Genomic DNA, 22,972 nt, shown 5'->3' with positions numbered 1-22,972 from the left:
TTTATGAATACGTATGCAAAAGTGAAACTATTTAGATAATATGGGAATTTTCAGAGAATGTCAATACCTTTTACGTTGTTTTCCGTTTTACAAACTCCCCATCTAGTTCAACAGATTCTGCTAAACCTGTATATTCAGCTATTTCGGATAGTAAATAGTTCACCGTTTCTTCCACCATTTTTTCAATTGGCTGTTCCCATGTCGTCAGTTCATAAGCTGGCCAAGAAGACATACTGATATTATCAAACCCTATTACTTTAACTTGTTCTGGCACTTGAATTTCTTGTTTTCGCAAAGCATCTAATACGCCTAAAGCCATAATGTCATTCGCCACAAAAAAAGCTGAAGGTAAATTACCTTTCCCGCTAATAGTAAGTGCAGTTTTGTAGCCACCTTCATACGTATAATCTGACACATATTTTGTATAGCTGATTTTATGTTCCTCTAGTACTTCGCTAAAACCTTGCTCACGCTCTAAACTAGTTGATGTATTTTCATTGCCGGAAATATATACTGCGTTTTTTAACCCTTCCGCGATCAAATATTGAGCAATCGCACGTCCAGCATTTAAGTTATTACAGCAAACCGAATAAAAATTGGAGCGGCTAAGTTTACGGTTGAAGAATACAAGCGGAATTTGATTTTCTTTAAAACTTTCTGCCACATTTAAAGACATTGTGGCATCGGTAATAACAACACCCGCAACATTATAGTTCAGCAAAGTTTCAATATCCTCAGTTTGTATTTCATCGCTATTCGTATGAACAAACAAAACGCTATAACCATGTTGTTTGAATGAGTTAGTAAATTGAGTCAAAACTTGTGGATAAAAAGGATTTTGAACTCCTTTCATGACCAAGCCAATAATTTTTGTTCGATTCGTAATTAAACTTCTGGCAAATTCATTTGGTCGGTAACCTAACTCTTCAGCTGCCGCCAATACTTTTTCCCGTGTTTTTTTGGATACTTTCGCACCTTCAAAATAAACACGTGAAACAGATGACTGTGATACTCCCGCGAGCTTTGCAACGTCTTTCGCATTAATTGTGGATTTCATTCACTTCAACCCTTTTCCCCTATTCTTACTCTCTAGCTTACCTTAAATTCACATAACTGGCACTTGTAGTTTTGTCACGGATAAAAAGCTTGCCATTTACTTGGCAAGCTTTTTAAATTATTGTTTCATTCAAGATCAATACTTTCAAGAACAGAAGTCACGACAAACTCTTGTTGTCCTTCTTCTTGCATTCGAAATTCACGCTTTACTTCACCATATCCTTCAGCGAAATAAGTTTTGTTAATCGTGTTTTCGGTTTCTTCACTTTCAAGAACACTGACGTTTTCAAAGTTTTGAAAAGCCGTTTTAGCGGTCGTAGCTGTTTCAGTAACTGTCCAATCTTCAATCACCGTTCCTACTTCTAACGGCAAAGTTAAATACGTTCGAATTGGTTGTAATGCTTCTAACTCATCCGAACTTGCAACAAAATCCTCATAAAACTCGGCTTGCTCTTTCACTAGTTCTACTTCATTTTCGCCGACTCTATAAACTTTCAATATTACTGTTCCTCCGTTGTCTTCATAAGTAGCGATATGCTGATCATCCATATAAACGGTCCGAAGTGTAAAACTCGCGTATTCATTCCCTTCTCCAAGAAAAGTAGCTATAGAAGCATCTGGCATAAAAAAGTCATGTGGATCTACATTAGCAGCCGGCTGCTCTTCAGGTTTTTCTCCATTCTCTGAGCCTTCTTCCGTTAACTTACCATCCTCGTCTGGAGAATTTGGTTCTTCTGAACTTTCTGTACCACAGGCTACCAATAGTAACAGCACGGATAAAATAAAAGCAATGAGCTTCTGCATATCGAATCTTCTCCTTTAGAAAAGTCGTATACATGATTATCGAATGCTTTTTACAGATGAAATGAATCGTCATATAAAGGCTTCATGTGCAAATCATATTCCTTTTTCACATCTTCAATATCGTAAATAGTTCCAGATTGTTCGGAACTGTTCATTTGTTCAACTTGTTCATGAACTAAATCAGCAAAATATTTTCCACAAGCTACATTATTCGGGTATTTTGCTTTTACTTTCTTCACAAGTTCTTCGTCTAGTATTTGGTTGAATGCATGATACATTGCCGCATTTACAATCGTCAACGACTTTTTAGAAGCATAAGATACCATGTAATAATTTCCGTAACCGTCCTTTAGCAAATCCTTCTTCGGCACAATTTCCATAACTTCGCCCTCCTTTAGTTCTATAGTATTCCATACCCTTCCGCTCTTCTGAAAAAACAGTTGAGCTCTATAACACAAAAAAACTCCCTGCCCTAAGTAGAGAGTTCGAATGGTTACAGGTACAATTATAAGCGCCACAAATGAATTTTTCCCGGTTTTTTCGCTTCTTCTAAAACCCCTTTTATATCAAAGACGATTCCCTGGTGCCCAATTAATAAGTCTTCAAACTGCTTCCAACTATTGTCCTTGTAAGCTTTATGGGGAACAGCTAAAACAACTGCATGTGCTGGTTTTAATTCTTGATGGGATAGTAAGTCCGCTTCGTAATAACTTTGAGCATCTTCTGCAGATGCATAAGGGTCGGCTAACTGAACATCAATACCATGCAATTTTAATTCTTTAACAATGTCTATTACTTTAGAATTACGTAAGTCAGGAACGTCTTCTTTAAAAGACAGTCCTAAAATAATAACGCGCCCTTCAGTTAACATGATATTTTCTTGAATCATTTTTTTCATCAAGGTTCGTGCAATAAACTGTCCCATTCCGTCATTAATTTTTCGTCCTGGCAAGATGACTTGAGAGCTATGTCCAAGCGTTTTCACTTTATCCGTTAAATAAAATGATGCGAGTTCAATCTCTTGTCCACCTACTAAGTTGGGCATAGTCTTCACGAAATCTCGTTTACTTCCTGCTGTCGCTAACACCGCTTGTGTATCAATTTCTAAACGCTCACAAATCAATGCTAGTTCGTTCATCAAAGCTACGTTAACATCTCGTTGAATGTTTTCAATCAACTTCGCTGTTTCAGCAACTCGAATAGAAGGTGCTTTATAAATGCCACCATTCACTACACTGCCATACACTAAGGCAAGAAACTCTGTTACTTCCTCATTTTGACTGGCAACCACTTTTTTCATAGTCTTGAAGTTATTCTTTTTATCTCCGGGTAATGTTCTTGCAGGAGAATAGCCTACAAAAAATTCCTTCCCATTTTCGTACCCTGAATACTTCTCTAGTAAGGGAATACAGATTTCTTCAGTCATTCCAGGCCCAACAATTGTTTCGTAGACCACTACCGCGCCTTTTTTCATATGTTCTCCTACGCATTTACTCGCTTTTTTTATAGCAGACAAATCTGGTAACTGATCTTCACCCAGAGCTGATGGCACAGCTATAATGATAAAACCTGCATCTTGTAAATCTGCAGAATCAGTTGTAAAAGCAATTGTTGCTTTCGTAAGTTCTTCACAGCTTATTTCATGTGTATGATCTACACCTAGCATTAATGCCTGAATTCTGGCTGTACTTATGTCGTAGCCTGTAACTGGATATTTTTGATTAAAAGCAACCGCTACGGGCAATCCGACATAACCCAATCCAACTACTGCTATTTTCAGATTGTCCAACATAGTGACAGATTTCCCCCTTTACCTACTCTTCCATTGAGCTATTCGGATTGCCCATGCTCTTTGTTCAGATTTCACTCAATTTTTAGTAGATATACATTATTCCATACTAAAGTAAATTTTCTTTTTCCAACAACCACGTGATTAAAATAGCTTGTCCTCTTGAATCTAATGCAAACTTCCAAGAAATCACATCGTCTACTTTGTTTTTAATGTGAAGATCAATGGCAAAAGCCTTGAGTTGATCAAAATGTGGGATTTTACTACCCGCAAAAACAAAGCGCGTTTGCGGATGCTTGTCGATTTTTTGAAGGGTTTTCAAATTATACGCATATGGTTTCAAGTTCCCTTCCTGATCCAAACCACATGAAACTTCTCCAATTTGCTCTTCAAATCCATCGTTGCTATCAACAGTCCCCATTTCTAAACTACCTGACAGCATTGCAACAGTATTATTTTCGCAATACGTCACCAAATGGATGATATTCAACGCATAGGGATAAATTTTGTTCAAAAAGGGATGTTGTTCTATCATATCGTCATTTTGGAATGGCACATGTCTTCCAAAAACTTCTTCGAAAAGATATTCATTATGATATTTTTCTGCTCCCATTTCTCCCACCCTTTCTTTTTATTGCTTAATAATCGATATTACAAGTTCTTGCATTTCATCCTGAGAGGCTGTTTTCAGTTTTTTTAATAGACGTGCCATATCTATTTGACTTAGTTCTTTTTGTTTTTGAAGTTCTGTATAAACAAATTTATTTTTGTGTTGAGTTAAGTCTCCTTTGTCGAATGCCGTAATTATGCCGCCAATCTGAAGAATTTTTTGAACTGCAGCAATAACTTCTACTTGCTGCTCAAATACTGGATAATACTTTGATGCCAATTGATCAGTAAAGAAAAATCCAGGGAGTCGAATAATGATGTACTTTGTTAAACTGGTTTGCGAAATACTCTCGACAATAACTTCTGATAATCTTTTGGCAGCTTCTAGTAAATCAATTGGATTTCCAGCCTGTTCCGAAGATACTTGAACAAATACACCCACGTGATATCGGTTCGCTGCTTCTGCAACATTATTTGTCCCGAGCGCATTCGAGTACACAGCTTCAGCAAATTGTTCTTCTGTAAAATCAATTTGGTGATTACCCACTGTATGGTAAATAATATCTGGCGTATACCGTTCAACAACTTCAAAAATTCTTTTTTTATCTTGAATATTAATAATAATAGGTATGATTTCTGTTTGATCTCCTAATTGCTGTCTTAGCTCATGCTCCACTGTATAAATCGATTGCGGGCCATGCCCAACTAGTAAAATACGTTCAGGAGAAAATCCCAGCAATTGACGACTGATTTCTGAACCAATCATTCCTCCTGCGCCGGTAATCATCACGACTTTCCCTGTAATGTGTTCCATCTTTGATAATCTTTTGTGCTCGAATATTTGCTCGAAATGTTCAAACCCTTCCAACACAAACGTACGGAACTGCCGATAAGCAAGAAGGAAAGTCTTCTGAGAACGATGAAGACTTTTGCGTATATGTCGTTTATCGATCTTCATACGTTTTCTTCCTTTCCTTTTGAGTCAGCTTCATCAATCATTATAATTATGGTAATAATAATTTTCGCTTGTTAACGGATAATTATTTAAAACGACCCCTAAAATAAATGCTTTCGCAGTTGCTAAAGAATCTCGTGCTTTTTCAACACTTACTTTTTCTGATTTCCCCGTATTCACAACTAGGACAGTTCCATCGCATCTGTTCGCTAAAATTTTAGCATCGGTTACAGATAAGATTGGCGGCGAATCCAAGAGAACATAATCATATAATTCTCGCATCTCCCCCATTAGTTCATCCAAAGTATCTGACTCCAGTAATTCAGCTGGATTTGGAGGAATTTGTCCACTCATCAGTAAATCCAAATTCGGAATTCCACTCGCTTTAACTGAATGCTTCAAAGTACCTTTTCCCAACAGTAAATTAGACAGACCTGTATTATTTCCTAATTGGAAGGTTCTAAATAGTGTTGGACGTCGCATATCTGCATCAATTAACAAGACTCGCTTTCCAGTTTCTGCAAAAACAATGGCCATATTAGCAGCAGTCGTTGATTTACCTTCTTCTTTTGAAGCAGATGTGAACAAAATGATTTTCGAAGTTAAATCAGGCATTGAGAAGTTAATGTTCGTTCGGATTGTTCTGTATTGTTCAGCTGCAATTGAATGTGGATTAGTACGAACCACCAATTTTCGTGGCATTAATCTTTTTGTCTTGTTCGCTGTCCGCATAATTATCCTTCTCCAATCTATCTGATAAATTTAATGGCTTTTCCATTTTCAAGTTGCTGTCTACAGGACTAACGATTCCTAATACTTGAAGTCCTGTCATTTCTTCAATATCCTCTTCTGAACGAACCGTCGTATTTAATTGTTCCAAAATCAATGTTATACCCACTCCAAAAACCAAGCCAACAATTGCCCCAATCGCCATATTAAAAATAGGATCTGGACGAATCGGTTTTGGACTTGCAGTCATCTCTGCTGTGGCTAATATACTGACATTATCAACTTTCATCATTTGCTGAATTTCTTCTTGAAAAACCTTTGCAATCGTATTAGCTAAAATCACAGCTTGTTTCATAGAAGAGTCTTCAACAGATAATGTTACGACTTGTGAACTTTCAATATTCGTAACCGTAACTCGTTCTGTTAATGATTGAGCCGTTTCATCAAGTTTCAACTCTTCAATGACAGTAGTTAAAATTGCTGGACTTTTAATAATGACATTATACGTTCCGATCAATTGAAGATTGGTATTAATATCAAGACTGTTAACATCTTGGCTACTAACTGTGTTTTGGTTGACCAAAATTTGCGTGGTCGCTTTATAAACTGGTTTCATAATGGTGTAGCTCGCCACTGCAGCAAACACCACAAAAGCGAGAGTAACAAAAATGATTAACGCTTTTCTTTTGTGCATCACTTTCAGGAATTTATTCAGATTGAATGTACTCTCCATAACTAAATCCTCCTAAGGTTCATCCTTTATAACTAGTATATTAAAAGTCGAAGGTTAAATAAACGTTAAATAATCTAAAAATTCAAATAAAAAGGAAAAAAATAGTCATTTACCGTAAATCATAGTTCTTTAGATTCACTATAAATGACAAAAGAATCAGGATAAATAAAAAAGAACTCGGTTTTTACAAACCGAATGCTTTTACTCCCATATAAACTTGTAACCAAAACCTCGAACTGTTTGAATAAATTCCGGATTTGCCGGATCTTTTTCAATTTTTTTCCGTAATTTGCTTATATGCACTTTAACTGTCTGCACATCACCTTCAGAGTAATAGCCCCATACTTGATCATATAATTGTTCAGCCGTCCAGACACGATTTGGCGTCTGAGCTAGTAGCAGCAATAACTGAAATTCTTTATGGTAAAGCTTTACTGGAGTTCCTTCCAAATAAAGTTCACGAGAATCTACATGAATATGGAGGTCCTTGTACTTTAAAATGGTCAGTTGATCTTCCACGTTATTTCTCCAACCATTTCTCCGAAGAATTGCGCGCATACGAGCCTCCAACTCATTAAAATCAAAAGGCTTCGTAATATAATCATCACCACCAGCTTCGAGCCCTTGAATTTTATAAACCAACTCTTTGCGGTAACTGACAAATAAAATAGGCAAAGTGGTTTTCAGACGAATTCTTCTGCATACTTCCAGCCCATCCATGCCCGGCATTTCAACATCTAGTAAAATAAGATCGGGCTTTTCTTTTTCCAATAACTCTAATGCTTGAAACCCATCTTCTGCTTGGATGACTCCATAACCTTTTTTAAGAAGAAATAAACGCAACAGCTCGCGGATACCTTCATCATCCTCTACAATCATTATAGTTGCAGCATTCATCTGTCTTCCTCCTTTCCTTTACTGAAAAGTTAACGGCAGCACAATGATAAATTCGCTTCCTTGTCCTTCTGCACTGTCTGCCCAAATTTTTCCTTTATGCGCCAAAATAATTTCTTTCGCAATCGCCAATCCAAGTCCACTCCCTTTATAGTTAGCAGAACTATTGATTTTATAAAACCGTTCAAATATATGAGGTAATGATTCTTTCTTAATTCCGCAGCCATTATCTGCAATTCGAATAAACAGTTCTCCATCACAATCTTCATCTAACATGGCATTGTCGTTATTCTTAGCTAAAATTTCAATCAACAATGTAATCTTTCCATCTTCAGCAGAAGTGTGCTTAACAGAGTTCCATAGAATATTAGATATCACCTGGTCTAGTCGATCTAAGTCTACTTTTAGCAATGACTGATTAATACCATCCTGATTTTCTGTGCCTAAAAATTCAAAAGCACGTCCACTTTGTGTGACGTCAGATGCCATAGATTCCGCTAGCCTCGTTATCCAACCCTCCAAGTCTCTTTCTACAAAACGCAATGTCATGTGCCCTGACTTGTATTCGGTCAACTCTACAAGATCTTCCGTGAGGCGTTCTAAGAGTAATAGTTTTTTATGAATCATATCCAAATAACGTGGATTATTTTCTTCTATTAAACTTTCTTTCACTGCTTGTATATAACTATGGATCAAAGTAATCGGTGTGCCTAATTCATGTGAAATTGCAGATAACATTTCATTTCTAGATTTCTCAATTTCTTGTATTTCATCATTGACTGTTAACAAATTCAAGTTGGTAATTTCTAGCTCCATTGTCCGCTCTTTCACATTGCGCTCAAGAAAATAATTCAAGTTGCTGATTTCCTGCGTTAAGCTACTCGTATTCGCTAGAGTTCCGACACGGAGTAAAAACTCTTCTTTATCGCAAGGCTTTAGTAAGTAATCATTGGCCCCGGCTATAAAAGCTTCCTTTTTTTCCTGGAGACTATCTACATTTGATAACATTAAAATCGGCAGCTCTGTCAAAGTAAATTCTACTCGTATTCGTCTACACAATTCATCACCGGTCATATCGGTTAAGCATCCATCCATCACAATTAAATCCACTGGTTTATATGACAATAGATGCATTGCTGTTTGTCCATCCTCTGCGCCTATTGCTTGATAACCTTCTATTAGTAATTGGCGGATTAACACCATGCGATTAACTTCTTCAGAATCAATTACAAGAATATGCAACTCTTTACTAGATGAACGTTGTTTCAAAATGGAAGCGGCTAGCTGAGGAGCTGTCATTTCCTTAGTGATTGACTCGTAATTATTGATGAATTGTACAGAACCATCGTCTTTATATACCGGTACGGTAAAGGTAAATAGTGAACCTATCCCCTCCTGTGACTCTACTTTTAATTTCCCACCTTGAAGTTCGACTAAGTTTTTAGCGATTTTCAACCCCATGCCATGATTTTCGAACGTTTTCTCCTTCGATATATCCCATTCAAATAACGTTGGAATTCTTTCTTCTTTTATCCCTACCCCTGTGTCTTTCACTAAAATTTCTAGCTCTTTTCCTAAAACACGAGCTGAAACGACAACCTCTCCTGCATGCGTATGACGAATAGCATTGTCGATTAGATTATATAAAATTTGTTGCAATCGATCTGCATCCCCAACTACTTTAGGCAATGAAGATGGAACAGTATGATAAAGCGTTACTAATTCTGTTTGAATCAGAGGACGACAAAGTGCTAGAACTTCGTTGCATAACTCATTAATCGCAAGAGCTTCAACTTGAATACGCGAAAAATCTAGTTTGCGTTTTGAAGAATCGAGAAGTTCATTTACTAAATGCGCCATATTTTTACCGTTTGTCACTAAATCATTTAATTGATTCATCATAGTAGGTGTAATTTTTCCATTAGTTGATGCTCGGAGTGTTTCTGCAATGCCGATCATGCCATAAAGAGGCGTTCTTAATCCATTTGATGTGTATGCCAATAATTCCTCTTTTCGTTTATTAGCATTTTTGAGCGCCTCTATTTTCATTAATTGACGTTCATTTGCTTGATGTTCAAGCTGTTCATTTTTTTCAAGCTGTTCTTTTTCTTTAGAGAATAATGCTTTTGCAATAAGCAAGATAACTAGATAACTACAGAAACAAAGGAGATATTGAACGGTTTCAACATAAGGTAAAATTGCCGCAGCAGTTAAAAAGGAAACAACGAGGATAATGATGGATAATAATAACGCTGCAACATATGGATTAATATAAGAAATTCTTTTATTCCAAGCATACAGAGCAGTACTTAAAGACACCAATACCGCAAGAGTAGCCAATGCAAATAACATGGCACTTGCAACTGTATACGTAAAGTAAGAAAGGACGAATGAAAATAAGATATAAACTCCTGTCACCTTAGTCAGCTTTGAAAGCCAGGACAATTCAAACATATTTGCCAAAAGTTCTTTAGTGAGCAAGAAAAACATTAAACTTACTGTACCGAAAGTAACTAAAATAGTTTGTCCATACCACCATTCTACATCCGGCCAAATAGAGGAAAAGCTCCACCCTTTCCAAGAAGAAGAGGCAACTAGCACTGAAAACGCTAAAAAGATAAGATAAAGAAAGCTAACTTGTTGAGAAGTTCTATACCATTTAATGCACCACAAACAAAAAATGAGGCATAGTCCGCTGATTAATCCGATTAATACCATTGTTTGGTTAGATTTTGTGTTGAACGCCGTATGTTCCCAAATTGTTAAAGGAAGATGCATGCCTCCTTGCGACTCAACTCTCATAAAAAATGTATTGCTGCTGTTATTCGGCAAAATCAGTTTAAAAACAGGAGGATGTTCTGAATAAACACCTTCTGAACCTGACTGGCCATTGCTTAATACAATCGAAGTGTGTTCCCCAGACGGTTCTGGGGAATACAGAATTGCTTTATCGACAAAAGTGTTCGCAAGCTCTAGTAGCCATTCTTCGTTTTCCGAATCATTTTCAACAGTAAACCTTATCCAATAAACATCGGAAGAAAATCCGCCATTGGGAACGCTCTTTTCATTTTGAACAAACTTCCAACTTCCGGGAGGTTCTAACAGTTCTTCGATTTCATAAGTTCCTTCTGGATCTTTAAGAATCTGCAGATTTTCTGATAGAGAGATCTTGCTGATAGTGGAATTTAATTGTGTAGATCCTTCGCTACTGTTCGCGCTAATTGTTTTTTCAGTTTCGAGAAAAAAGAAAAAAATCCAAAAAACACAAAAAAGCTGAATAATCATAGAAGTTTTCGGATGTCTTTTCTTCATTTTCTCACCTCAACTATTTAGAAAGACTTATTATTTAAGTCATATAGTAAATTTTTTTTCAATCCTTAATATTCAGGATATATATAGCACCTTATTACTATTAAAAAGAGTTGGTAAGGTGCTATATAATTACAATAAAGACCATTATTTGTATTTTTAATGGGATTTACGATTTAACAAAAGCATACCATTTTTCATATTAAAAGAAAACTTATTTCGTTTCTGAAAATTCAAACATACCTTCCACCTATCATAATTTCGTATTCACTATCAAACGCCTACAAAAAAACATGAACCGTATTGGTTCATGCTGGACTTACGTGAAATGAATTTTTTTCCTGTCGTTTTGCTTTATACATTGCTAAATCTGCTCGCTTCATCATGGTAGAAATAGATACTCCCTCTTCGGGAGTCATTGTAATACCCATACTAATTGAAATTTCAAAGAACAATTCCTGCACGTTAATTGGTGTTTTCATCGCCTGATATATGACATCCGTTATTTTCGTCACTTTTTCCTTGCTCTCTGCCTCAGTCAAAAGAACAATAAATTCGTCTCCACCTAAACGTGCAGCTATGTTTTCACCATACATGCAGCGATTTAAGCGATGCCCAAACTCTTGAATAACCGCATCACCAACTTCATGTCCCCATTGATCATTAATCTGCTTAAAATCATCTATATCTAAAATAAGAACGGCCAACTTCTCCCTGCTTTCTTTGTCCATCTCCAATCTTTTAGTTGCATACTCCTGGAAATAACGACGATTCGGCAATTCAGTCAGGGTATCGATATAGGCAAAATGCTTGAGTTGATTTTCGTATTCTTTTTGAATTGAAATATCTCTAGCTACAATCACCATGTGATTGAACTTATTATCTTTTCCCAATACAGGGGTGCCTGCTACTTCTGTCCAGATCCATCCTCTATTTTTGTGCATAAGACGTAGCTGTTCGCGAAAAGTAATACTATTTTTAGCAGCATGATCAAAACTACTGCCTACACGTTTGATATCATCAGCATGTATTTGGTAATAAGCTTCCTTTTGCACAATAGCATCTGCTTTAAAACCAAATATATTTTCAGAAGATGGAGACACGTATAAATACTGTCGATGTTGATCCATCAAGACAATGACATCGTGAACGTTTTCAGCAATAATTTGAAAATTTTCTTCCCCTGCCTTATAAAGTCCCGAGATTTCGTCTAATTCAGTCATGTCTTTTGTACTCATATAAAACCCAGTGATTATTCCTTTTACATTAATCGGGATAAACTTCACTAAACAGGATATTAGTTGACCAGACTTGTTCGCAAGTTGAAGCCGTTCATCTCTCATTTCCCCTAACTTCGACAGCTGAAAATGTTCTTTTGCGCGATTTTGATCTTCCACACTGACAAAGCGAACAAAGTTCTCTTCTAACAACTCTTCCCTCACATACCCACTAAGCTCTAAACTCGCAGAATTCCCTCCTATTATACGCCCATTAAAATCTAAAGTGAAAATGGCACTTGCATTACTATCAAACAAGGATTGGTAACGTGCGCTGCTTTCTGCGAGGCGATCATGAATCTCTGCACTTTCTAGCTTAGCTCTCTTTTCGTTTGTAATGTCTTTTACTAGACTAACAATATGCGTACATTTCCCCGTCTCATCGTAAAGAGGAGTCAATAACGTTTCCGAATACAACAATCTATTTTCTTTAGAATAAAAAGAGTCTTCATAACTCGTTTTTTTCTTGGTTTCAATTACTTCTTTATATTTTTCATATAAAAAAGTTGCCATCTCTTCGGAACAGACTTCATTAAATGGCTTGCCTATAGAATCAGGAGTTAAACCCGTTTTTTCTAATACTGCTTGGTTAAAAAAGTCATATGTGAAAGATTCGGCTTCATTAACTTTTACAACAAATACCATTTCTTTTATTCCTTCCATTAATATGCGCATAAAAGATAATGAAGTTGTTTCTTTCTCCATAATTTCACCTCCTGAATACTTTAAAATTTCTCATTCCTTAGAATTCTCTTTTAATAGTATAACAGAATAAACTTATGATTGAATCTATAGTCCTGACTTTTTCACTTAAATTCACTAAATATAGTTTTATAGAATCATTAAAAATCCCGATGGTTATACTTCGCTTAATATTGTTTACTCTATAAGTCTTCATTTGTTCACAAGTTGCTGTTCTATCATTGACGATAATTATTGTATATAATAAATCAAAAAGGGGAAAAGTTATGTGTCTGATAAATCTGCAATTTCGAAATCACCCAAGCTATAAATTGATCATCGCCGCTAATCGTGATGAATTTTATAGTCGTCCTGCTGCACCTGCTCATTTTTGGGATGATGAACCTTCAATATTGGCTGGTCGTGATTTGACACAGTTAGGGACGTGGTTAGGCGTTACGAAGCAGGGGCGCATTGCGGCTTTGACAAACTTTAGAAACCCTACAAATTTAGAAGCAGGTCCTTTATCAAGAGGAGCTGTCGTCAAAAATTTTTTAGCTGCTACAAGTTCCCCAGAAGAATATCTACAATCGATTGACCCAAAGCAATATGCTGGCTTTAATCTTATAGTGGGAGATGCTGAAAAGTTGCTCTACTACAACAATATTCAACATGAATCTTATGAGATTCCCCCAGGCACCCATTCACTAAGTAACCATTTTTTGAATACGCCATGGCCAAAGGTTACCAAAGGAAAAGAAAAACTCGCATCCTACATGGCCCAAACAGAAAAGGCCGATTTAGAAGAGCTCTTTACGATTTTGGCAGACGCGGATCATGCACCCGACACACATCTTCCCGATAGTGGAGTCGGCTTAGACTTAGAACGAATGTTATCGCCCATCTTTATCAAAACACCCGATTATGGCACACGTTCTGCGACTGTCGTTTTGGTTTCTCATGATAACACACTTACCTTTGCCGAAAGAAATTTCGAAAATGGCCAGTTTAAAGAAGACATCCAATTTAATTTTAAAATCAACTAATAGCAAAACATATTGAGTTTACTCAAAACTAACGAACAGCGCCAATCATTTGATTGGCGCTGTTCGTTAGTTTAGCTCTTTATACATATAATAATGCGTATATCCTTTAGGGAAATCTTCTAATTTCCCCATTTCTTTAAATCCTAATCGCTTATAAAATTCTGGTGCTTGAAAGCTGAATGTTTCTAATCGGATAAATCGACAGCCCTTTGTAATCGCAAGCTCTTCAGCTTCACGGATTAGTTCTTGTCCTTTTCCTAATCCGCGTAACGACTCATCGACCCATAAAATATCAACAAAAAAGCATTCCCAATCGATATGACCAACAAGGCCCCCGAGTATATTTTTTTCATCATCTTTTAAAATGAGGTTGATTTTTTCTTCTTCTGTATAAGCTACTTTGCCTTTGTTATGTTTGATTAATTGATACTTTATAAAACACGTTTCTTCTTCTTGATAGCCCGTATGCAATGTTAAACGAGTCATATTAGCACCCCTTTTTTATAAATAGCGTTTCTATTTACTAGTATACCTAGCTTGGCACGATATTTCCTATATAATTACTGGATTTGTTGATAGAACAGGAATGCACGAGGTGGTAAAGGGTATACCTAAAAGAAGGAGCTGAAACTGCATGAGATTAGGTTACGCCTGTATGAACACAGAATTGAAAACAGTATTTAAAACTTTGCGTGTAGCAACTGCAGAAGCAGAAGGTATTGACAAAATAAAAGAATTGACGCTAAAAAATTTGAACACCACACTCGAAGTCATCCATTGGAATTTAGAACACGATATTTATTTTTACCGAGCTTCTAGCTCAATTGTTCCGCTTTCCACCCATCCCATCAATGACTGGATATGGTGGGAAGACCCGGACGTATTAGCCATCACAGAAAAAATTCGATCTTTTGTCGAAATGCACAATATGAGAATTTCTGTTCATCCCGGTCAATACACAGTCATTAATTCACCAAAACCTGAAGTTGTTCGAAAATCTATAGAAGATCTTGAGTATCATGATAAACTCATTCAATTGCTAGGGGGCACTGACATCATTCTCCATACCGGTGGTGCATATGGCGACAAAGAAATCGCCAAACAACGATTCGCTACTGTTTACTTAGAACTATCTCCTAGTATTCGTCAGCGATTGCGTTTAGAAAATGACGATAAAACTTACACAATCCGCGACGTTTTAGATGTTCACCGGATGTGTGAGGTACCCGTCTGCTTTGATATTCATCACCATAATTGCAATAATGACGGAGAATCCGTAGATTTTAAAGAAATCCTTAAAACTTGGCAAGGATACGGCAAGCCAAAAGTCCATATTAGTACAGGGAAAGAAGGTTTTACAGACCTCCGCCATCATAATTTGGTATCTGAAACCGACTTCGAAGAATTATTGCTCGTATTAAATGGCATCGATGCTGATATTATGTTCGAAGCTAAACTAAAAGAACAATCTGTTCTTCCTTTTATCCATCACTTTACTAACAAATAAAACAGCATCCTCCGCCGCGGAGGATGCTGTTTTATTTGTTAGTTGAATTTGTAAGATTAGGGAATTCCAATCGAAATTCGGTACCTTTATCTTTTTCAGAATCTACAAAGATATGGCCATTCATTTGGCTAACAATGCTATATGTGACCATCATCCCAAGTCCTGTTCCTTTAATCTTGCTCGAGAAATAAGGCTCTCCTAATCGTCGTACCTCTTCTTTTGTCATCCCAATTCCTTCATCGGTTACGTGGACACTTACTTTAGCAGGAGTCGATTTAATCGCAATAGCCAACATTCCTCCATCCGGCATTGCTTCGATGCCATTCCGAATGATATTGACTATGGCTTGTTGAAACTTATGACGGTCCATTAAAATCTCAGCATTCCCATCCATTTCCGTAATATGCATTTCTACACCTTTTCCGTTTGCGTAAGGCATCATAATTTTCAATACATGCTGGACTTCACAAGAAATACTAGAAGCTTCCAACTGACCATAAGTAGGTTTTGCATAAACAAGATAATCATCGATTAAATCTTCTGCAGATTCAATTTCGTTTAAAACCATTTCGTGAAACTCGATTTGTTTATCACGACTATAATCATATTCTTTCATTAATTGAACAAAGCCTTTAATACTTTGAAGTGGATTTCGCAATTCATGAGAAACGGCTGCCGCAAAATGACTTACTGTTTCCATCTTTTCGTGTTTGAGTAAAGAATTATACATATACTCCTGACGCTGTATATGTTCAATCAGTAATGCCGTTAAAGCAGTAATAGCTCCTTGGTTAAGCATCAGCACCAGCCATATCCCGATAATGTCATGAATTGGATCCCCAAAAAAGAAATAACCTGCTAGCATATTAAATAGTAGTGAAACAATTGATATGATAAATACCAAAACAACTTTCATCAATCGATTAATGCGCATATACATCGGACGTAAAAAAGGTACTCCTGCTGCAATAACCAATTGATTAAGCACCGCAATATACATCCCGTCTCCACCGATTATTATTCGAGTAATTGCTGCAACTAAAAATAACACAGCTGATACGAGCGGTCCTCCGTATAATGCCCCTAAAATCATTGGTACTTGACGCAAATCAAAAATATAATCTTCTGAAACAACTTGATAAGGAAACATCATACATAGGATGATTGAAATAGAAAATAAAATGGTCAAACTAAGACGATGACTAACAAAGAAGTTCCGTTGACCTGTTGTCGTCAGCAATTGATAAACAACAATCGGAAAGATAATGAAGAAGATATTGTTGATCATGCCGGTCATCATTGCTTCCAAATTTTCCATCTCCACTTCTTTCCATTAGTTTCTATAAGTATACATTTACCTATTGTTCCCTACCACCTTTTTTGTTGTGCACTTTCTCCTTCTTATAAGGATGAAGTGTCGTCTCTCTCAGCTTATTCACTAGACGCTGTCGTCTCTTTTTCATGCCTGCAAGCGAAATATTTTCTGCAACAGCAAGTTCTGATAAACTACACCCTCTTACATAAAGTGCATCTAATAACCATTTTTCATGCTCATTTAACATGCTTACTTCGAGCCATTCTGGCAGATTTTCTTCATACTCCTCTGGACTCTCTTCTTTTATCTCATTATCACAATGACTGCTCTGTTCATTTCTCTTTGTTTCTCTCTTTAGTTCATCAAGCATCGCCCCTTGAATACTACGATATGCATAAGGTGTAAAGTTTCCTTTAGCATCATCAAAACGCTGCCATGCTTGCCATAAGGCGATATTCCCAAGTTGACGGAAGCTTTCATAATCACGATAAATATGAAGTTTACGGATGATCGCTGAAATCATTGGCGCATATTGATTCGCTACTTCTTCAAAATTTTTCATAGTCTTATCCTTCTGAACGTTCGTAGATTCCCGGGTCAGTCTAGAATAAGATATGAAAATCATGAAAGCCACTCGTCGATTAAGCCGTTTTCTTTAACAAACTATCTGTTTCTCTTCATTAAACAAATTGTTCGAGCAAGTAAATAGTCGGAACAATATCTATTTTCTAAAAATATATTGTCACTTAAAGTTGGAGGTGGTAAAATTTTCATGTGTTGAGAAAGGGGAGTTTTTAATAGTGAAGAATTATGATGATAATTTACTTGATCGATCGGTATTGTTTGTAGAAAATTATTTTGAAAAAGATAAAAAATCGCAGATTACAACGAAAGATGGCGTGTTTTATTCCCGTCACTCTGTTCTAACATTAATCGATAAAACATGTATGATGTTTGCGTCTACATACGAAGGCCGTGTAAAAGCAACACGCCATAACCTCAAGCAACATAAAAAAACAACACTTCTCATCTCAGAAGATGGATTGGCCGCCTATCCCACAAAGTCTCCAGATCATCCAGACTGCGTATGGATTTTCAATCATCATTACCGCCTCGAAACTATCGCTCCAAACAGGACCCGCATCTTGTTTGATGAGTTCAACGTCTCGACAGAAGTCAATGTCTCAATTGGCATCCTACAAAAACAACGAAGTCGTATGTATGAAATGATTTATTATTATTCCAATGTTCGTCAGAAAAATAAATCTTAATCGTAATAGCAAAGACACCTCTCTCTATACTGGCATCAGTCCAGTATAGAGAGAGGTGTCTTTAAATTTTTTATGCTGCGTCGTCCCCTAGTAGTAAAAATGCAATTTCAATAGCCCATTTGTTTAAATCTTCTTCTACCTCCATGTCAGTTACATAAAACTCAAAGCGCCCGTTCCAAATTTCTGCTTCCCCTTCCCAACGTTTGTCGATATCCAACCCTTCCTGCATAGCCCATTGTTCCAAAGCCTCGAGGGACTTTTCCAAATTCTCAGGATGACCTTTGTGCATTGCGGTTACGTAAGAACCTCCTGGTATATACCCAACCACTACACGTCGATCTCCCGCAACCATACGTTTGACCGGTACACCGACTTCCATGTTGTACTTACCTTCTGAATCCCCCATGCACCAATAGCGAAAAAATGGTGCTCCTGCTGGTTTGGTACCTTGCGTTTTTAACCACTCAAATAGTTCGCCTACAAGTCCATTGACCTCTTCCCATTCTGACAGACCTGCTAGAATCGGAATTCCAACATAAGGTTGCTCCGTCCGTTCTGCAACAAATGGCTCACTAATGTATTTCTGTAGCATTCAACCCTCTCCTCTTTGAACGATTAAAGGCATCACTTTCTCTTCTATACCCGCTAGAGTGGCTTTTTTAATCGCTTAGTAAGAAATAACTAATTGTCAATGTTAAAGAAATTTAAGAATCATCACTAAATATGTAATAAATCCAAGACATTCAAATTGACTTTATCTATTTTTTTATATACTCTAAAACAGCTGACCAATCAGTCACTTTATGTGACCATGCAGTTCAGGAGGAGTCTAATGGATAAAAAAACAGAATTAATGAAACATGCCGTACGTCTATTTTCTTTAAAGGGTTTTCACCAAACCTCTGTGCAAGAAATCGCAGAGGCCACTGGAATTTCAAAAGGCGCTTTTTACAAGCATTTCGATTCAAAGGAATTACTTTTTATCAAGATTTTAAAGCAACATCACCAAGAAATCATGATGGAAATTTCGAATTCACAGTCTAACCTCGAAGACGATAGCAAAGATATTTTCAAGAAGAAATTAGCGATTGAAATAGAACGTACGCTTTCCAACCATGAGTTTTTCATGATGGTATTTAAAGATTTCACACTTACCGAAAGCGAAACATTAAAAGACGTTTTTATGGAATTGAGACAGTCCACCATTACGCTACATAAAACTATTTTATTAGACACTTATGGGGCAGGCATCGAGCCATTTTTACCTGATTTAGTCGCAATTCTTGAAGGTTTGATGCAACAATACATTTTCGTGCTGGTATTTGAAAAAAAACAAGTATCCATTGCTAAACTCGTTAATTTCATCACAACAACAATCGATGCAGTTGTAAATAACTTAGACTGCATGGAACCTGTTCTAAATGAGGCTCGTTCTCCGGCCGCAACAATTGAAGAAGGATTCCAGCAAATTATTGAAAAGATTAAAGCTACCGAGACAAATCAAGAAAAGCTATTAGCAACACTCCATTTATTAAAAGAACAAGTCGAACAAGAAGAACCTCAAGCATTTTTAATTGAAGCTTTATTGGTTTACTTAAAGCAGTTTTCTTTTATTAAAAATGAAGTTGCCTATTTAGAAAATTTTATTTAAGGAAAAGGAGCAAACAACTTGAAACAAATCATTAATTTTTCACTAAACAACAAATTTGCGATTTGGATTTTAACGGTCATGGTCGTAGTAGCTGGTTTATATGCCGGCTTGACGATGAAACAAGAATCTATTCCAAGCATTACACTTCCAGCGGTTACAGTCGTTACTGTATATCCAGGTGCAGCACCTGACGAAATTATGGAAGAAGTCACAGTTCCTATGGAACAACGAATTCAAAACATGAATGGCGTAGAGTTGATCACATCTACCTCGATGGCTAACGCTTCAACCATTCAAGTACAATATGATTTTGAAGTTGATATGGATGAAGTGACTCGTGAGTTGGAAAGTGCCTTATCACAAATCGAGATTCCCGAAGCAGCCAATGAGCCTCAAGTATCGCGTCTAAGCTTGGATGCTTTTCCCGTTCTATCATTGAGCATCAGTGGTAGCGACAAATCATTGGAAGAGCTGACAACTACCGTCGAAGACAATGTTCTGCCAGCTATTGAAGGTGTAGCTGGTTTATCCGACGCACAAGTTTCCGGACAGCGAATCCAAAAAGTCACGATGACTTTTGACCAGCAAGCTTTGGCTCAATATAGCTTGACTGAACAAACAATTCAACAATTGATCCAAGGATCGAATTTGACATTTCCATTAGGCTTAACAAATTTTGATGGTGAATTGAAAAACTTAGTTATTGACGGAGATATCACATCTGTTGAAGATTTAAAAAAATTGCAGATTCCAGCTGTTCCTCAAGCTGCAGCTACTGCTCCAACTGAAGCACCAAGCGCACCTCAAGCACAACCACCTGTTGCTGCGCCAACTGCGATTCCGACGATTGCACTGAGTGAATTGGCGGACATTCAAGTTGTCAGTGAAGCAGAGTCCATTTCACGGACGAACGGTGAAGAAGCAATTGGTATTTCTATTATCAAGTCACCCGATGCGAATACTGTAGAAGTCGTAAACGATGTTCAAGAAATCGTTTCAGGTATGGCAGACGAATACAATTTGACAGTTTCTTCATCATTTGACCAAGGAGAACCTATCGAAAAATCTGTTGAAACAATGCTCAGCAAAGCCTTATTTGGTATTTTATTTGCTGTAGTCATTATATTGCTATTCCTTCGTAGCTTTAAAACAACATTAATTTCGATTATCTCAATCCCGTTATCCTTGTTAATGGCGATTTTCTTATTAAATCAAATGGATATCACGTTAAATATTATGACGCTTGGGGCATTAACGGTTGCCATTGGTCGCGTTATTGATGACTCAATCGTTGTTATTGAAAACATTTATCGTCGTATGGCATTACCGGGAGAGAAATTACGTGGCAAAGAATTAATACGTGAAGCGACGCGCGAAATGTTCTTACCTATTTTTTCATCTACTGTGGTTACGATCGCCGTATTCTTACCGCTTGCACTTGTTAGCGGACAAATCGGCGAATTGTTCTTACCATTTGCATTAGCAGTTGTTTTTGCACTTTCAGCGTCTCTATTGGTCGCTGTTACCATTGTTCCAATGATGGCGCATTTAATGTACCGCAAGCAATTAACGAATATGGATACTGCTAAATCAACACAAAAAGAACACAAGCCAGGGAAAATGGCCGCAAGTTACAAACGTATATTGGAGTGGTCATTAAATCATAAGATCATCACTTTTGGTGGGGCTTCACTCGTACTTGTAGCAAGTTTATTCTTGGTACCAGTGATTGGTGTGAGTTTCTTACCTGAAGAAGAGCAGAAGATGGTTATGGCTACTTACAGCCCAGAACCTGGACAAACCCTTGAAGATGTAGAAGCCATCGCGCTTGATGCAGAATCTGCCATTAGCGAACGTGACGGCGTGACGTCTTATCAATATTCGCTTGGTGGAGATAATCCAATGTCTGCAATGGGAGGCGCTGGAAATAACTCGGCATTGTTCTACATTGAATACGATGACGATTTTGAAGCATTCAGTAACGAAAGCACAAAGTTAATCGAAGACTTAAATAGCTCTACAGAATCTGGCGAATGGGCGAGTATGGACTTTGCTCCTACAGGCGGAAACGGCTTAGAATTATTCGTTTATGGCGATAATGTAGAAGATATTCAATCTGCGATTAAAGAAATCCAGCCATTCATGGAAGACAATAATGGTTTAGAAAACACAGAATCTAGCTTAACTGATGCTTATGATCAATTCACATTGGTCGCAAGTCAACAAAGCTTAAGTGAAAATGGATTGACTGCCGCACAAATTGGCATGGCTTTAAGTAGTGTCGGTGAAGCACCGGTCTTAACGACAGTTACTCATGAAGACAAAGACATTAATGTGTATATTGAAACAGAAGAAACCGAATACACTGGAATTGAAGATGTTACTGCTGTAGAAATTCCAACAGCTCTTGGAACTTCTGTTAAAGTCAGCGATGTGATGACCGTAGAAGAAGGCAAATCTCCAGATACGATTAATCGTAGAGATGGCCAAATGTTTGCTTCTTTAACGGCAGATGTTCTTGGCAATAACGCTGCTGAAATCACTGCTGAAATTGATGAGCAAATTGCTGAAATTGATTTACCAGCTGGAGTGACAACAGATCATGGTGGTGTAACGGAACAAATTAACGAATCGTTTACGCAACTAGGTCTTGCTATGCTTGCAGCCATTGCAATTGTCTACTTTGTACTGGTTGTAACATTCGGCGGCGCATTAGCACCGTTCTCAATCCTGTTCTCCCTACCATTCACAGTGATTGGTGTTCTTGTCGCATTGTGGATTACTGGTGAAGCGTTAAGTGTTAACGCGTTGATTGGTGTATTGATGTTAATCGGTATTGTTGTCACAAACGCGATCGTCTTGATTGACCGAGTGATCCATATGGAAGATGCTGGGCTCAGTACTCGCGAAGCACTTCTTGAAGGTGGCGTGACTCGCTTGCGTCCTATCCTAATGACCGCGTTAGCTACAATCGGTGCATTGATTCCTCTCGCTCTTGGCGTTGAAGGCGGAGGCGGAGGATTGATTTCTCAAGGCCTCGGAATTACTGTAATCGGCGGGTTAATCAGCTCGACTCTTCTCACGTTGGTCATCGTACCAATTGTTTACGAAGTCGTAGCGAAATTCCGCAAGAAAAAAGTCAATTAATTTAAAACAGGCAGCTCACGCGGATGAGCTGCCTGTTTTTTTATGCCTATTTTTAACTGAGCGCACCTTAATTGGTCAAGAGCGAACCTCAAATGGCAAAGTCCGCACCTCGCAGCGTGATAACCACACCCCAAACAGCGAAGTCCGCACCTTCAAACGAATTAAACACAATAAAATTCAAATTTTTATCTTTTTTATT

At 37.4% G+C, this 22,972-nt stretch carries 20 protein-coding genes; 5 read left to right on the top strand and 15 right to left on the bottom strand.

Translation table 11 applies throughout. From position 1 onward, the window contains the following. Positions 1 to 70: 70 nt before the first annotated feature. The 11 genes from MLE13_RS00155 to MLE13_RS00105 form a co-directional block, all read right to left on the bottom strand. A complete protein-coding gene (locus MLE13_RS00155; RefSeq protein WP_240747463.1) occupies positions 71 to 1,057 on the bottom strand; it encodes a LacI family DNA-binding transcriptional regulator in 987 nt (328 codons plus the stop codon). 125 nt (positions 1,058 to 1,182) lie between these two features. After that, entirely contained in the window at positions 1,183 to 1,860 is a 678-nt protein-coding gene (locus tag MLE13_RS00150) for a hypothetical protein (RefSeq protein ID WP_240747461.1), read from the bottom strand. Positions 1,861 to 1,910: 50 nt separating this feature from the next. After that, the gene (locus tag MLE13_RS00145) at positions 1,911 to 2,240 is read right to left on the bottom strand and encodes a hypothetical protein (protein ID WP_240747460.1); all 330 of its coding nucleotides are present in this window, start codon (positions 2,238 to 2,240) and stop codon (positions 1,911 to 1,913) included. Between the two features lie 125 nt (positions 2,241 to 2,365). After that, positions 2,366 to 3,652 (bottom strand): nucleotide sugar dehydrogenase, encoded by a 1,287-nt coding sequence (locus tag MLE13_RS00140; protein WP_240747458.1) that lies wholly within the window; start codon positions 3,650 to 3,652, stop codon positions 2,366 to 2,368. A gap of 106 nt (positions 3,653 to 3,758) precedes the next feature. Continuing rightward, entirely contained in the window at positions 3,759 to 4,262 is a 504-nt protein-coding gene (locus MLE13_RS00135; protein WP_240747457.1) for a sugar-transfer associated ATP-grasp domain-containing protein, read from the bottom strand. Positions 4,263 to 4,280: 18 nt separating this feature from the next. Next, positions 4,281 to 5,216: an SDR family NAD(P)-dependent oxidoreductase gene (locus MLE13_RS00130; protein ID WP_240747456.1), complete on the bottom strand. Its 936-nt coding sequence runs from the start codon at positions 5,214 to 5,216 to the stop codon at positions 4,281 to 4,283. 33 nt (positions 5,217 to 5,249) lie between these two features. Next, positions 5,250 to 5,915: a CpsD/CapB family tyrosine-protein kinase gene (locus MLE13_RS00125; protein WP_346429141.1), complete on the bottom strand. Its 666-nt coding sequence runs from the start codon at positions 5,913 to 5,915 to the stop codon at positions 5,250 to 5,252. After that, positions 5,887 to 6,675 (bottom strand): YveK family protein, encoded by a 789-nt coding sequence (locus tag MLE13_RS00120; RefSeq protein ID WP_240747453.1) that lies wholly within the window; start codon positions 6,673 to 6,675, stop codon positions 5,887 to 5,889. The genes MLE13_RS00125 and MLE13_RS00120 overlap by 29 nt, the downstream gene beginning before the upstream one ends. Positions 6,676 to 6,876: 201 nt before the next feature. Then, complete coding sequence (locus MLE13_RS00115) at positions 6,877 to 7,572, bottom strand: response regulator transcription factor (protein WP_240747452.1); 696 nt, start codon at positions 7,570 to 7,572, stop codon at positions 6,877 to 6,879. An 18-nt stretch (positions 7,573 to 7,590) separates the two neighbouring features. Then, a complete protein-coding gene (locus MLE13_RS00110; RefSeq protein ID WP_240747451.1) occupies positions 7,591 to 10,881 on the bottom strand; it encodes an ATP-binding protein in 3,291 nt (1,096 codons plus the stop codon). Positions 10,882 to 11,186: 305 nt separating this feature from the next. Beyond that, the gene (locus MLE13_RS00105) at positions 11,187 to 12,860 is read right to left on the bottom strand and encodes a diguanylate cyclase domain-containing protein (RefSeq protein ID WP_240747450.1); all 1,674 of its coding nucleotides are present in this window, start codon (positions 12,858 to 12,860) and stop codon (positions 11,187 to 11,189) included. Positions 12,861 to 13,123: 263 nt separating this feature from the next. Between MLE13_RS00105 and MLE13_RS00100 the strand changes: the two genes are divergently transcribed. Further along, on the top strand, positions 13,124 to 13,882 hold the full coding sequence (locus MLE13_RS00100; RefSeq protein ID WP_240747449.1) for an NRDE family protein: 759 nt from the start codon (positions 13,124 to 13,126) through the stop codon (positions 13,880 to 13,882). 66 nt (positions 13,883 to 13,948) lie between these two features. Here MLE13_RS00100 and MLE13_RS00095 read toward each other — a convergent pair whose 3' ends face one another. Beyond that, a complete protein-coding gene (locus tag MLE13_RS00095) occupies positions 13,949 to 14,368 on the bottom strand; it encodes a GNAT family N-acetyltransferase (protein ID WP_240747448.1) in 420 nt (139 codons plus the stop codon). A gap of 148 nt (positions 14,369 to 14,516) precedes the next feature. On the opposite strand from MLE13_RS00095, the gene uvsE reads away from it, so the two are divergent. After that, positions 14,517 to 15,389 (top strand): UV DNA damage repair endonuclease UvsE, encoded by an 873-nt coding sequence (uvsE, locus tag MLE13_RS00090; protein ID WP_240747446.1) that lies wholly within the window; start codon positions 14,517 to 14,519, stop codon positions 15,387 to 15,389. A 31-nt stretch (positions 15,390 to 15,420) separates the two neighbouring features. Here the strand turns inward: uvsE and MLE13_RS00085 are convergent, their stop codons facing one another. Further along, entirely contained in the window at positions 15,421 to 16,689 is a 1,269-nt protein-coding gene (locus tag MLE13_RS00085) for a sensor histidine kinase (RefSeq protein ID WP_240747933.1), read from the bottom strand. Positions 16,690 to 16,747: 58 nt separating this feature from the next. Further along, positions 16,748 to 17,266, bottom strand: coding sequence for a sigma-70 family RNA polymerase sigma factor (locus tag MLE13_RS00080; RefSeq protein ID WP_240747445.1), 519 nt, complete (start codon positions 17,264 to 17,266; stop codon positions 16,748 to 16,750). Positions 17,267 to 17,504: 238 nt separating this feature from the next. Here MLE13_RS00080 and MLE13_RS00075 point away from each other — a divergent pair, with 238 nt between their 5' ends. Further along, a complete protein-coding gene (locus MLE13_RS00075; protein WP_240747444.1) occupies positions 17,505 to 17,975 on the top strand; it encodes a competence protein ComK in 471 nt (156 codons plus the stop codon). A gap of 70 nt (positions 17,976 to 18,045) precedes the next feature. On the opposite strand, the gene MLE13_RS00070 is transcribed toward MLE13_RS00075, so the two are convergent. Further along, positions 18,046 to 18,567, bottom strand: a complete 522-nt coding sequence (locus tag MLE13_RS00070) for a GyrI-like domain-containing protein (RefSeq protein ID WP_240747443.1) — start codon at positions 18,565 to 18,567, stop codon at positions 18,046 to 18,048. A gap of 240 nt (positions 18,568 to 18,807) precedes the next feature. Here MLE13_RS00070 and MLE13_RS00065 point away from each other — a divergent pair, with 240 nt between their 5' ends. Both MLE13_RS00065 and MLE13_RS00060 read left to right on the top strand, forming a co-directional pair. Continuing rightward, positions 18,808 to 19,626, top strand: a complete 819-nt coding sequence (locus MLE13_RS00065; RefSeq protein WP_240747442.1) for a TetR/AcrR family transcriptional regulator — start codon at positions 18,808 to 18,810, stop codon at positions 19,624 to 19,626. An 18-nt stretch (positions 19,627 to 19,644) separates the two neighbouring features. Further along, positions 19,645 to 22,773 (top strand): efflux RND transporter permease subunit, encoded by a 3,129-nt coding sequence (locus MLE13_RS00060; RefSeq protein WP_240747441.1) that lies wholly within the window; start codon positions 19,645 to 19,647, stop codon positions 22,771 to 22,773. Positions 22,774 to 22,972 lie beyond the last annotated feature (199 nt).

The sequence above is a fragment of the Planococcus halocryophilus genome (assembly GCF_022489025.1).
Lineage (GTDB): Bacteria > Bacillota > Bacilli > Bacillales_A > Planococcaceae > Planococcus > Planococcus halocryophilus_A.
The sequence above is the reverse complement of the archived record's forward strand: the minus strand, read 5'-3'. Positions and strand labels throughout refer to the sequence as shown.